8 protein-coding genes, 9 tRNA genes, 1 rRNA gene and 1 pseudogene are annotated in these 12,964 nt (G+C 37.8%); all 19 read right to left on the bottom strand.

What is annotated here, in order from left to right:
- Positions 1–60: 60 nt before the first annotated feature.
- Positions 61–627, bottom strand: coding sequence for a DUF4256 domain-containing protein (locus U860_RS0127620; protein WP_025151050.1), 567 nt, complete (start codon positions 625–627; stop codon positions 61–63).
- A gap of 180 nt (positions 628–807) precedes the next feature.
- Positions 808–2,778: a S9 family peptidase gene (locus U860_RS0127615; protein ID WP_025151049.1), complete on the bottom strand. Its 1,971-nt coding sequence runs from the start codon at positions 2,776–2,778 to the stop codon at positions 808–810.
- 191 nt (positions 2,779–2,969) lie between these two features.
- Positions 2,970–3,196: pseudogene (locus U860_RS37070) on the bottom strand (transposase); the annotation flags it as partial.
- Between the two features lie 111 nt (positions 3,197–3,307).
- Positions 3,308–5,110: a glutamine--fructose-6-phosphate transaminase (isomerizing) gene (gene glmS, locus U860_RS0127605; RefSeq protein ID WP_002175412.1), complete on the bottom strand. Its 1,803-nt coding sequence runs from the start codon at positions 5,108–5,110 to the stop codon at positions 3,308–3,310.
- Between the two features lie 483 nt (positions 5,111–5,593).
- The gene (gene glmM, locus U860_RS0127600; RefSeq protein ID WP_025151048.1) at positions 5,594–6,940 is read right to left on the bottom strand and encodes a phosphoglucosamine mutase; all 1,347 of its coding nucleotides are present in this window, start codon (positions 6,938–6,940) and stop codon (positions 5,594–5,596) included.
- Positions 6,933–8,420, bottom strand: coding sequence for a CdaR family protein (locus U860_RS0127595; RefSeq protein ID WP_025151047.1), 1,488 nt, complete (start codon positions 8,418–8,420; stop codon positions 6,933–6,935). The genes glmM and U860_RS0127595 overlap by 8 nt, the downstream gene beginning before the upstream one ends.
- Complete coding sequence (gene cdaA / locus U860_RS0127590; protein ID WP_002175415.1) at positions 8,413–9,234, bottom strand: diadenylate cyclase CdaA; 822 nt, start codon at positions 9,232–9,234, stop codon at positions 8,413–8,415. The genes U860_RS0127595 and cdaA overlap by 8 nt, the downstream gene beginning before the upstream one ends.
- A gap of 248 nt (positions 9,235–9,482) precedes the next feature.
- Positions 9,483–10,376: an arginase gene (rocF, locus tag U860_RS0127585; protein WP_002175417.1), complete on the bottom strand. Its 894-nt coding sequence runs from the start codon at positions 10,374–10,376 to the stop codon at positions 9,483–9,485.
- A gap of 300 nt (positions 10,377–10,676) precedes the next feature.
- Positions 10,677–11,822 carry a glycerate kinase gene (locus U860_RS0127580; RefSeq protein WP_025151046.1) on the bottom strand — a complete coding sequence of 382 codons (1,146 nt, stop codon included), beginning with the start codon at positions 11,820–11,822 and terminating at the stop codon, positions 10,677–10,679.
- Between the two features lie 128 nt (positions 11,823–11,950).
- Positions 11,951–12,023, bottom strand: a tRNA-Ala gene (locus U860_RS0127575).
- 10 nt (positions 12,024–12,033) lie between these two features.
- Positions 12,034–12,105: transfer RNA gene (locus tag U860_RS0127570), tRNA-Gly, on the bottom strand.
- A 5-nt stretch (positions 12,106–12,110) separates the two neighbouring features.
- Positions 12,111–12,186: transfer RNA gene (locus tag U860_RS0127565), tRNA-Lys, on the bottom strand.
- Between the two features lie 5 nt (positions 12,187–12,191).
- Positions 12,192–12,266, bottom strand: a tRNA-Gln gene (locus U860_RS0127560).
- A 65-nt stretch (positions 12,267–12,331) separates the two neighbouring features.
- Positions 12,332–12,415 (bottom strand) — tRNA-Tyr (locus tag U860_RS0127555).
- Positions 12,416–12,431: 16 nt separating this feature from the next.
- A tRNA-Val gene (locus U860_RS0127550) sits at positions 12,432–12,507 on the bottom strand.
- 5 nt (positions 12,508–12,512) lie between these two features.
- Positions 12,513–12,587, bottom strand: a tRNA-Glu gene (locus U860_RS0127545).
- A gap of 22 nt (positions 12,588–12,609) precedes the next feature.
- Positions 12,610–12,682, bottom strand: a tRNA-Thr gene (locus tag U860_RS0127540).
- A gap of 4 nt (positions 12,683–12,686) precedes the next feature.
- Positions 12,687–12,761 (bottom strand) — tRNA-Asn (locus U860_RS0127535).
- Between the two features lie 9 nt (positions 12,762–12,770).
- Positions 12,771–12,886, bottom strand: a 5S ribosomal RNA gene (rrf, locus tag U860_RS0127530).
- Positions 12,887–12,964: the final 78 nt, after the last annotated feature.

The following is a 12,964-nucleotide window of genomic DNA, read 5'->3' as shown; positions in this document are numbered from 1 at the left end:
TATGCCTTTTCTATTTTTATAAAAACAAGTCTTAACACAAATTTTTTATTTAAGCCAAACTTAAACCTTTAGTGAACCACGGAAACCTCTGGCAGCATAATAGGAATCTGCTCCATTGTGATACACAAAAACGTGCCCAAAGCGATAATCACAAAAAATGGCACCGCCGAGTTCTCTAATATCTGAAGGTGTTTGTACCCAACTCGATGATTTCATGTCGAATTTTCCAAGCTTTTGCAAATCTCGATATTGTTCTTCGTTTAATAGTTCAATACCCATTGCAGTTGCCACATCAATAACGTTATTTTCTGGTTTATGTTTTTTTCTTGACTCTAGCGCTTCAAGATCATAACAAAGGCTTCTGCGACCTTTAGGACTTTCCGCTGAACAATCATAGAAAGTATACTCGTCCTTCTCTTTATCATAACTAACGACATCTGGTTCGCCACCCGTTATTTCCATTTCGTTAAGTGACCATAATTTCTCAGTATTAGCATTCAGCTTCGCTTCAACTTTAGCCCATTCAAGACCTTCATGGCGATTCATGTTCTTCTCAAAACGAGCTTTCAATACATTAAATAACTCTTCACGTTGTTCTACTGATAGCTCATTTTTATTCTCTGTCATATTAGTCCTCCGAATTGTGTTTACTTATAATGTTTTATAATAAATTTGCTCAATAATTGTTTGAATGCAGTTTACAATAAATTATATAATTTATTGAGTCTCTTTTTCAACAATCTGTCCTTTTAACGAAACAACTCGTTGTCACTTAAAACTTCCTTATATATCCTATGAGAATATCCATTATAAAGCCCTAAAATCCTTCATACTTTCTCCAAGAATATAATGTGAAAACCACATCAAATTCTGCTTCATAATAGCCACATGAATTCCTGGCTGGTCAGAACTATATGCCATTCCTTTAAATATAATTAATTCTGTATCAATTTCCATATCCTTTAATCCTTGATATAGCTCATATGCATTTGTAGTTGGAATTCTTGCATCCTTTTCACCATGTTGGATTAGGGTAGGCGTACAGGCCGATTTAATATATGTCATTGGTGATGCTTTAGCATATATATCTGAATCATTCCATGGATTATCTCCTAAATACATTCTAATAAAGTAAGGTATATCTGTATTTACATAATGGGTGCTCCAGTTAGTAATTCCGCCTCCAACTGAAATCGCCTTAAATCTACTACTAAATGTAGAACAGAAAGCTGATATATATCCCCCGTTGCTCCATCCCATAACCCCTACTCTATCTTTATCTACAATCCCTTCTTCAACTAGTTTATCCACTCCGGATATAACATCCTCGTAGTCAGCAATTCCCTGTTTTCTATAGTTTGCTTTTAAGAATTCATTACCATAACCAGAACTTCCCCTGTAGTTTGGTTCTAAAACTATAAAGCCTTTTTCGATAAACTGTTCAATAGGATATTTCTCATTAAAACAGTCTGAAAATATTGGAAAGGATGCCCAAGCTGGACCACCATGGATTACCACTAATAAGGGATATTTTTCATTTGCGTCAAACTCTACTGGGGTTGATAAAACACCCTCTATTTCAAGACCATCGCTACTTTTCCATGAGATTATTTCCCTATTACTTTTAAGCTTTCCTTTGAAAAGACTGTTTTCATTCGTTATTTTTTTATCGTCTAAATAGATTTCGAAAATCTCATTTGCTATAGCCTTATTATAGGATATATGATTTCCATCCCTTGTTATAGAAGCATCCATTATAAAGCTATCTACTTGTTCACTTAACATTTCCACAGTGCCATCCTCAGATAGCAACCCAATAAAATAATTAGTTTTGTTCTGCCATCTAATTAAAATTCCTTTAGCTGTCCACCGTAATGGAATAACCGTGCTATCAAAATCTGTTAAAGGTTGAATTAACTCTCCACTATTAATATCATATACCTCTAATGTACTGTCTTGTATATGAGTCTTATAGTAATCCTTCTCCCTTATGCTTGCTAAGTAGCATATTTTGCTGCCTTCAGGAGAAAAACAAACGCTCCCTCCCAACAACTTATCTATATTCAGCTGTTGTAGCTCTCCAGCTTTAATATCTAATATGTATAGATCTCCATTTATATAATCTCCCATATTTGAGCTTGGTGTAGCCATAAATACAACCTTTTTCCCATCATTTGAAATATCAAATTCATGGATATGAAAATCCTTTCCATTAGTTAGTTGATAAACAACGCTATTTTCGTGTTCATATTTATCATTTTGTATCACTTTTTCTATTTCAATGTAGTATAAACAATTATTTTGATATTCCTTACCTATATGATCGAAATCCCCATATAGTTCCTTGCGTTTCTTTATCACCTCGCATTCTTTTGACTGTGCAACATAATAAAAACCTTTACCAGTAGGCTCCCATTTGAATGTACTGATCCCTTCTTTCTCATCAGTAATTTGAACCCCATCATAACCATCTATTGACTTAACAAAGATCTGATTTTTATTATCCCCATCACCAACTGGGCTAAGGTATGCAATGTTCTTAGAATCTGGAGACCATAATGGGTGTGTACTATCTATATCCCCGGTTGTTAGTGGATAGCTCTGCTCCTTATCTTTTTCATATATCCATACATGATTCCTATATGTATTGTCTGTCCAATTAGCTGTCTTTTTAACAAATGCTGCGTTTTTGCCATCATCACTTATGTTTGTACCTGATAAGGTTGGTAATGAAATAATCTCTTCTATACTTAAATATGTTTTTTCTTTCACTTTCATTAATAAGCCCCCTCGTAATGTCTAGGTTCGATAAAACCTCTGCCCTATGCTTGAACCCCTTTAGAACTGTGTTTAGCTTTCACCACTGTAATACCTTGGCCTTCAATGCTTTTCAATGACTTACTTGTCCAAGTTCCACTATCATTCACAAGATTTATAAGCAGTCGATCATAAATAGTTTTCCATTCACAAATATCCAAAACAAGAACAGAAAATTCAGTCAAATAAAAGTAGTTCCGTTCCAAATCCGATAAAAACTCATGTTGTCTGCCGGTTTTTATACCTTTTAATCTTGTTGACCGCCCTAATGAAGAAACCTTCTGAATTTTAAGCCAAGGCTGCTAATCTGCCCCACTCCTCGTCCTCTACCCTCTTTAATCCACTTATCGATTTTAGATGTTCTTTCTCTTTTCGACACAAAAATACCCCTTTAGATAATCATATCCAAAGGGGTAAAGCTTCACAACTTTTTTATAAACGTCGCGACTTTATTTCAAATCCACAATAAACTCGTTACTCTACCAATCTCCTACTCAACCGTAACAGATTTAGCTAAGTTACGTGGCTTATCAACGTCACACTCGCGGTGAAGTGCTGCGTAGTATGAGATAAGTTGTAATGGAATAACTGCTACTAGCGGTGCTAGTGCTTCATGTACAGCTGGTAATACGAAGCTGTCTCCTTCCATTTCTAAGCCTTTCATTGAGATGATACATGGGTTAGCTCCGCGTGCTACTACTTCTTTCACGTTACCGCGAATTCCAAGGTTTACGTGCTCTTGTGTAGCAAGGGCGATAACTGGTGTACCGTTTTCGATTAAGGCGATTGTACCGTGTTTTAATTCTCCTCCAGCAAAGCCTTCTGCTTGGATGTAAGAGATTTCTTTTAGTTTTAACGCACCTTCTAAACCTACGAAGAAGTCTACGCTACGTCCGATGAAGAAGCAGTTACGCGTTGTTGCTAAAAATTGTTTTGCTAATGCGTCCATTTCTTCTTTTTGATCACAAAGTACTACCATTGCGTTTGCTACAAGTCCTAATTCATGTGTTAAATCGAACTCAAGAACTTCACCTTTTGCTTTTGCAATGTCAGCTGCTAAGATTGAAAGCACTGCAAGCTGAGCTGTGTATGCTTTCGTCGATGCAACTGCGATTTCTGGTCCTGCGTATAATGGAAGTGTATAATCAGCTTCACGAGAAAGCGTAGAACCAGGTACATTTGTAATTGTTAATGCTTTATGACCCATTTCATTTGTTTGCACAAGTACTGCACGGCTATCTGCTGTTTCACCACTTTGTGAGATGTAAATGAAGAATGGTCTTTCTGTTAATAATGGCATGTTGTAAGAGAATTCACTTGCTACGTGTACTTCAACTGGTACTTTCGCAAACTTCTCAATGAATTGCTTTCCAACAAGACCTGCATGATAGCTTGTTCCGCATGCGATGATATAAATACGATCGCTATCTAAAATTGCATTACGGATATCTGCATCCAGTTCAATCTCGCCATTTTCACCTTGGTACTTTTGAATAATATTACGGATTACAAGTGGTTGCTCATCGATTTCTTTTAGCATGAAATGAGGATACGTTCCTTTTTCAATATCACTTGCGTCTAATTCCGCTGTATAAGGTGCACGTTCAATCGTTTCACCTTGTAAGTTTTTAATTGTAATGCTTTCTTTTGTTACGATTACGATTTCTTTATCCATTAACTCGATAAATTGATCTGTAACTTGTAACATCGCCATAGCGTCGCTCGCCACAACATTAAAGTTGTCACCAACACCTACTAATAGCGGGCTTTTGTTTTTAGCAACATAAATCATGTTTGGATTTTCAGCATCAAGTAGTCCGATTGCGTAAGAACCATGTAAAAGAGATAATGTGTTACGGAACGCGTCTTCTACACTTAATCCTGTGCTTACTTGTTGTTCCATAAGCTGTACGATAACTTCTGTATCTGTCTCACTTACGAACGTTACATCTTGTAAATATTCCTTTTTCACTAACTCATAGTTTTCAATTACACCGTTATGAACTAGTGTAAAGCGTTTTGATGTACTTTGATGCGGATGCGCGTTTACTTTGCTTGGAACACCGTGTGTAGCCCAGCGTGTATGACCGATTCCCACACTTGCTGCTACATTCTCATCTACGATTTCGCGAAGTTTTGCAATACGACCTTTTTCTTTGTATACAACAACACCGTTCTCTGCTTGTACTGCAATACCTGCTGAATCATATCCACGATATTCTAGCTTTTCTAAACCTTTTAATAAAATTTCCTTTGCATCTTGCTCTCCAATAAATCCTACGATTCCACACATGTTTAGTCGCCGTTACAAATGCTTACACTGCTCTGCGAACATGTAACGACATAGTCCGATACCATTTATTTATATTAAAAAAACGGATTACATATTGCTAGCCCTGTAAGCTTGTAACGGCTTTCACCTTCCTCTCAATTGGGTTTAAGTCCGTATACACTTATACAGTTAGTTTTCATCCGTTCCTTTTCTCTCATCACACTTTCACCTTTGTCCACTAAGTCACCTTAATGTTTTAAGTAAAAGCTTACGGTTGTGATAAACAACCGGGAGTCATCCGCCGAAATCTCGATAAACTCCACCTCGTCAACTACACTACTTGTAGTTCTGGCGCTTTTATAATTTACAATATTTACTTTGAGAAAAAGAACAAGACCATCTTATAACAAACAATATAAACCGTCAATGAAATTTTTTTCATTGTCTATAAAACATATGAAAAAGGAGCACTTCTTGTGCTCCTTTTAAAACAAATTCAGCAAATTATTCAGCGCCAACTTCAGCTTTCACAACTTCTACAATACGGTGTACATAAGCATCACAAACTTCTTGTGTTGGTGCTTCTGCCATTACACGAATAAGTGGCTCTGTTCCAGATGGACGAACAAGAATACGACCATCTCCGTTCATTTCTTCCTCTACAACACGAATAATCTCTTTAATTTTTTCATTTTCTAATGCTAGTTTTTTATCTGTTACACGAACATTTACTAGTAATTGTGGGAATTTCGTCATCTCACCTGCAAGCTCAGATAATGGTTTTTTCGTCATTTTCATGATGTTTACAAGTTGAAGTGCACTTAACATTCCATCACCAGTTGTAATGTAATCAAGTAAGATAATGTGACCTGATTGTTCTCCGCCCAGGTTATATCCACCACGCTTCATTTCTTCCATTACGTAGCGGTCACCAACTGCTGTTTTATCACTTGTAATACCATTTGCTTCAAGTTCTTTATAGAAACCTAAGTTACTCATAACTGTTGAAACAACTGTATTATGTTTCAATTGACCAGTTTCTTTCATGTACTTCGCACAAATGAACATAATTTGATCGCCATCAACGATGTTTCCTTTTTCGTCTACTGCGATTAAACGGTCTCCGTCACCATCAAAAGCAAGTCCGATGTCAGCACCTTTTTCTTTTACTAATTCAGCTAATACTTCTGGATGTGTAGACCCTACACCTTCGTTAATATTCATACCGTTCGGTGAAGTTCCCATTGTTGAAATGTCAGCTTCTAAATCTGCAAATAAATATGGAGCTAAAGAAGATGTAGCACCATGTGCACAATCTAAAGCGATATGTAGACCAGAGAAATCTTCCTCTACAGTTTGTTTAATGTATTGTAAATATTTTTGTCCACCTTCAAAGTAATCACTCACTTGTCCAAGGTTAGTACCTGTTGGACGTGGTAATTCGTCAACTTCTTTGTCTAATAACGCTTCAATTTCTGCTTCTTGCTCATCCGTTAATTTAAAACCGTCTGAACCGAAGAACTTAATTCCGTTATCTTGTACTGGATTATGAGATGCAGAAATCATAACACCTGCTTGTGCATCTAACGCCTTTGTTAAATAAGCCACACCTGGTGTAGAAATAACACCAAGACGCATTACTTCTGCTCCAGTTGATAATAGACCTGCTACTAAAGCTCCTTCTAACATATGTCCAGATACACGTGTATCACGGCCGATAATTACTTTTGGACGGTCTGTATCTTTTGTTAATACATAGCCTCCAAAACGTCCAATTTTGAACGCTAATTCAGGTGTTAACTCCTTATTTGCAACCCCGCGTACTCCATCTGTACCAAAATATTTACCCATTATGATTCGCTCCTTTTTCTTGCTCTTTTTGATTATCTACTGTTGGTTCTTTGCTCGGTTCTTGACCGGTTTCTTTGTCTTTGTCTTTATCTTTATCTTTTTCTTTTTCCTGATCCTTTTCTGGATCTGGTTCAGGATTTTTTGGCTTTTCAGTTTGATTTCCCTGATTGTTTGTTGAATCCGGGTGTTCAACATTACCCTGTACTTCTTTATCTGGCTTTTCTTTCTTCACAATTGTAACTTTAGCACTTTTTTGTTTTGGCTCGATCGAAATATTACCAGGACCGCTTACTTGAATAGAAATATCTTTTGTTCCCGGAGATGCATTTTGTAGATTAATCACCGCTGTTATTTGAGCAGCTGTTATTTTATCTACTATACTTGCTTCTCCTGAAATATCAACGCTTATCTTCCCATCCTGCGGCGAAAGTAGCTGAGCAGTAACATCGTTCGGAATTCCATTTTTTTGAATCGGGATACCATCAATAGTTTTACTTTTCGTTTGCTTTACTTTTTGTACCCCTACCGAAACCTTCACTTGATTTGGTTTTGCACTTGTGACACCTTTTGGCAATAAAACAGAGGCATCGAATGTTGTAGAATCCGTCAATTGACTAAGATCTACCTCGACCCCCTCTATAGATTGTATATTATCCAAAATGTCTTTTGGACCAGCTATCGTTACTTCTCCTGGTTCAACGTTAATATTTGTAACAGCTAAACCTTCTGGTAAATTCCCTTTTTTCGCATATGTTAAAGGAACTGTTTTTTCTACGTTATTTGCTGTAGCTTGTGTCGCTACATTCACTGTTACACTTATTTTAGATGGATTCGTTTTTACATTTAAACGTTTTCCTTCTTTATTGTACAATGTAACCTCCGCTGTTTTTGTAACGGTTTTATTAACACCTTTTAAATCTATATATGCCTTAGCAGATGAAATACTTTCTATTTCTTCTTTTGTTCCAACTACTTCAACAGTGTCAGGCTTAATACTTGATTTCTCAACGGTAGCACCTGCTGGCATCTGATCTTCATTGGATAATTTTAAATCTACATGAACATACTTTTTCGCTTTTTCATGAAGAGTGACTTTAATTGTTGATGGTTGAACTGTCCCTTTCACTTCATCTGGAAGCCCGTTCGCTTTTAAAGAAACTTCATAAGTTCCTTTTGGACGGCCTTCTAAATCAACTGGTATATCAAATTGTCTTTTGTTTTTTGTTGCAGCAACCGCTGCTTTGGGACCTTCTAATTTTACCTTGACTCCCTCTGCTGGAATACCACTTACAATATACTTCTCTTCGTCATACTTAAGGTTAATAGCATAATTAGTTAATGTTTCTTTCCCTTCATTTACGAAAGGTAATACACTCGATGTCGTATTTTTGTCAGTTAAAGTTGCTGACATAAAAAGCATACACGCCAATAGTAATGAGATTCCTTTTAAAAACCAATGATTCTCCATTAACTTATCCATGACGCTTTCTCCTCCAATTCCATAAAGACGAAGAAGTCGTTTTTTCGTTCCCACTAAATTCTGCTAACAACATATCCTTCAGCTGTTCTGTCTTCAAATCACGATGTAACTTACCGTTTTTCGTTAAAGAAATTTGACCTGTTTCTTCCGACACAACTACTGTAATACTATCAGTGACTTCACTAACTCCCATTGCAGCGCGATGTCGTGTTCCTAACTCCTTCGAAATAAAAGGACTTTCTGATAACGGAAGATAACATGCTGCTGCTTTAATTGTACTTCCTTGCATAATTACTGCTCCGTCATGAAGAGGGGTATTAGGGATAAAAATATTAATGAGTAATTCCGATGACACATATGCATTCAGCGGAATACCCGTTTCTACATAATCACCCATCCCAGTCTCTTTTGACAAAGTGATTAATGCACCAATTCTACGTTTTCCCATATATTCCGTTGCTTTCGCAATCGCTGTTGCAACAATTTCGGGTTCATCTTCCTCGTGAGTTCCCACACGCGAAAATAAGCTCCCCCGTCCTAGCTGCTCAAGTGCTCTTCGCAATTCTGGCTGAAAGATAATAATAACGGCTAAAAATCCCCACGTTAATACTTGTTCCGTTAGCCAATATAGCGTATGCAATTCAAGTAAAATACTAATCATCCGGACGACAATAATAACTGTAATACCTTTTAAAAGTTGCACAGCTTTCGTACCACGGATTATGAGAATTAGCTTATATATAATAAACCATACAACAGCAATATCTAATGCCGTACTAAGATATTTCAAAATGGTCGTATCTTCAAAAGGCATGCTAACCCTTCCTCCTACTTACGAGCAATTCTATCCATATATTGAAATATTATTTTATGCTCTATCTGTATGTATTTCCAACAACTAGTTAATTATACCATACATGAAACAAACGACAATTACAAACGACCCCCTTCAGCTTAAATTGGTAAGATGTCAAACTTTCTTATCCTACAGTATAATATAAGTCATTATTATACGCCTATTTTCAAATAAAAAAAGCAACTTCTCAGTTGCTTTTCTTACATTTATTTTAGTTTTTCACCGAATAAAGAACCCATTAAAGCAACCGCTGTTGTCGCTGTTCTGTTTCTCTCATCTAAAATCGTATTTACTTCAACAAATTCAGCAGATGTAACAATATCAGCCTCTGCTAACATCTCCATCGCTAAGTGGCTTTCACGATAAGATAGACCACCAATTACAGGCGTTCCAACTCCTGGTGCATCATGAGGATCAAGCCCATCTAAATCTAATGATAAATGAACACCATCAGTATGAGACAAATACGCAATTGTTTCTTCCATAACAGCTGTCATACCCATACGATCAATTTCATGCATTGAGAATACTTTAATACCTTCATTGCGAATAAAGTCTTTTTCTCCTTCATCTAATGCGCGTGCACCGATAATTACAACGTTCTCTTTTTTCACCTTCGGGTATGCCTCGTATAAATTTACAAGTGCAGGATGTCCATAGCCTAAACTTGCAGCAAGTGACATACCGTGAATATTTCCAGATGGTGAAGTTTCTTCTGTATTTAAATCACCATGTGCATCATACCAAATAACACCTAAATTTTTATAATGTTTCGCTACACCAGCTAGCGTACCGATAGCAATACTATGGTCACCACCTAATACAAGTGGAAAACGACCTTCTTCTATAATATGATCAACCTTAGTTGCTAACTCGTTACATACAGTTGCAACTTGTGTAAGGTTTCTTAGTTTTGTATTTTCATCTACTTCTTTTTCTCTCTCTATACATATATCTCCCATATCTTTTACGTCATATCCAATTTGTTCAATTCTTTCAACTACCCCTGCATAACGGATCGCGCTTGGTCCCATATCAACCCCACGACGCATCTGTCCTAAATCCATTGGAACTCCAATAACTGAGATTTCTTTTTTCATAGATAGTATCCCCCTTTTATGCCTTCACTAAATATTTTAAATCTTTTATATAGTCTGACTCAACTCGACATTTTCCTGCATGGATATACAATTTATGCACTTATATTTGCGTGGAAATCCAAATTTTAAGACTATTCTATGCATAAAATTAACTTAATGAAACAACTAGCTTCCCTATCAACTAATACAACAAGCTAATAATCAGTGCATTTTTCCATCCCTCACTGATTATTAGCTCTCACCAATCGTGCTTTTACTAGCTGCCCGCAAATGGAAGGATAAAGAAAAACGCTTCTACATTTAGAAGCGTTTTTCTGACGCTAATTTCCACACTGCTGCAATATTTTTCGCTGTCATTTCGATATTCGCTTCTGCTACTTTATATGCCTCTTCTAATGTCATTGGACTTGCTGTAGTACTAAATACTGCATCAATTCCCTTTTCATAAACAGTTGTATAATTCGGAGATACTGATCCACCAATAGCAATTACAGGAATATGAAGGCCTTTCGCACGCCCCGCAACACCAACAGGTGCCTTTCCATAAGCCGTTTGTTCATCTATTCTGCCCTCACCAGTTACAATAAGATCAGCACCTTCTATACGCTTATCAAAATTTGTATAATCTAATACAATTTCAATTCCTTTTCGTAGTTCTCCCTTTAACACTGCAACGACAGCTGCTCCCATTCCTCCAGCTGCTCCAGCACCAGACATTTCAGATACATCAAAAGATACATACTGTTTAAGTATATTAGCATAATGTTTTAAATTCTCATCTAGCTCTTTCATCATCTCTACATTCGCACCCTTTTGTCTCCCAAATACAAAAGATGCTCCCCTCGGTCCAACTAACGGATTGTCCACATCACATGCTGCCTCTATCTTTATGTTCTCTAAGCGTGAATCAATCCTAGAAAGGTCAACAGTAGTAATGAACTGTAATGTCCCTCCAGAAGGCTCTATTACTTCACCTTTCCCATTTATAAACCTTACTCCTAAAACTGAAAGCATACCTGCCCCACCATCATTTGTAGCACTTCCTCCAAGTCCTAAGATAATATGTTTTGCTCCTTGATCTAGCGCATGCAATATAAGTTCTCCTGTCCCTTTCGTCGTTGTAATAAGTGGGTTTCTCTTTTCAATCGGAACGTGTTGTAGTCCTGATGCTGCTGCCATTTCAATAAATGCTGTCTTCTTATCCTTAGACATACCGTAAAAAGCCTGTATGCTCTCTCCAAGCGGCCCTGTCACATTAAGTGATATAATTCTCCCCCTTGTAGCATCAACAAGGGATTCGACCGTTCCTTCGCCTCCATCTCCAATCGGTACTTTAACGTACTCTGCTTTAGGAAAAACTGCTGCAAAACCTCTTTCAATAGCTTCACATACCTCCATGGCTTTCAAACTTTCTTTATATGAATCAGATGCGATGACAACTTTCATAATTATCCCCCGTTCCTTATTTACACCTTTTCTTCATTTTAAACGACAAATACAAAAGTTGCCTTTCCCAGTAAAATTTAAGCACAAAAAAAGCTTACATCATTTGATGTAAGCTTTCCCCATTTATATGGAGCCTAGCGGGATCGAACCGCTGACCTCCTGCGTGCAAGGCAGGCGCTCTCCCAGCTGAGCTAAGGCCCCTTAGTAATTAAGCGGAAGACGGGATTCGAACCCGCGACCCCAACCTTGGCAAGGTTGTATTCTACCACTGAACTACTTCCGCGAAAATGGTGAGCCATGAAGGATTCGAACCTTCGACCCTCTGATTAAAAGTCAGATGCTCTACCAACTGAGCTAATGGCTCGTAAATGGCTGGGCTAGCTGGATTCGAACCAGCGCATGACGGAGTCAAAGTCCGTTGCCTTACCGCTTGGCTATAGCCCATTAATATTTACTAGTATGGTTATCTTTTCAAAAAAATAAACCTTCTCAGGTTATTTTTAAAAAAATGGTGGAGGGGGGCAGATTCGAACTGCCGAACCCGAAGGAGCGGATTTACAGTCCGCCGCGTTTAGCCACTTCGCTACCCCTCCGACATTTAAAAATATATGGTGGAGGATGACGGGATCGAACCGCCGACCCCCTGCTTGTAAGGCAGGTGCTCTCCCAGCTGAGCTAATCCTCCAAAAGTGGTGACCCGTACGGGATTCGAACCCGTGTTACCGCCGTGAAAGGGCGGTGTCTTAACCACTTGACCAACGGGCCAAAAATTTTAAAACTGTTCCCAAGCTTCCAACCGGGCTTGAACCGGTGACCTCTTCCTTACCATGGAAGTGCTCTACCAGCTGAGCTATGGAAGCATAATGGCTCCGCAGGTAGGACTCGAACCTACGACCGATCGGTTAACAGCCGATAGCTCTACCACTGAGCTACTGCGGAATAATATTAGCCTGGCAACGTCCTACTCTCACAGGGACAAGGTCCCAACTACCATCGGCGCTAGAGAGCTTAACTTCCGTGTTCGGTATGGGAACGGGTGTGACCTCTCTGCCATCATTACCAGACTTTTATCATTATAAACATTCTTTTCAGAATATCAAGAAGAAATTTAAACATATATTCCTTCAAAACTAGATAACATT

The sequence above is a fragment of the Bacillus sp. H1a genome (assembly GCF_000633475.1).
Classification (GTDB): domain Bacteria; phylum Bacillota; class Bacilli; order Bacillales; family Bacillaceae_G; genus Bacillus_A; species Bacillus_A paramycoides.
Note: the sequence above shows the minus strand (reverse complement) of the source record. Positions and strands in the feature narration are given on the sequence as shown.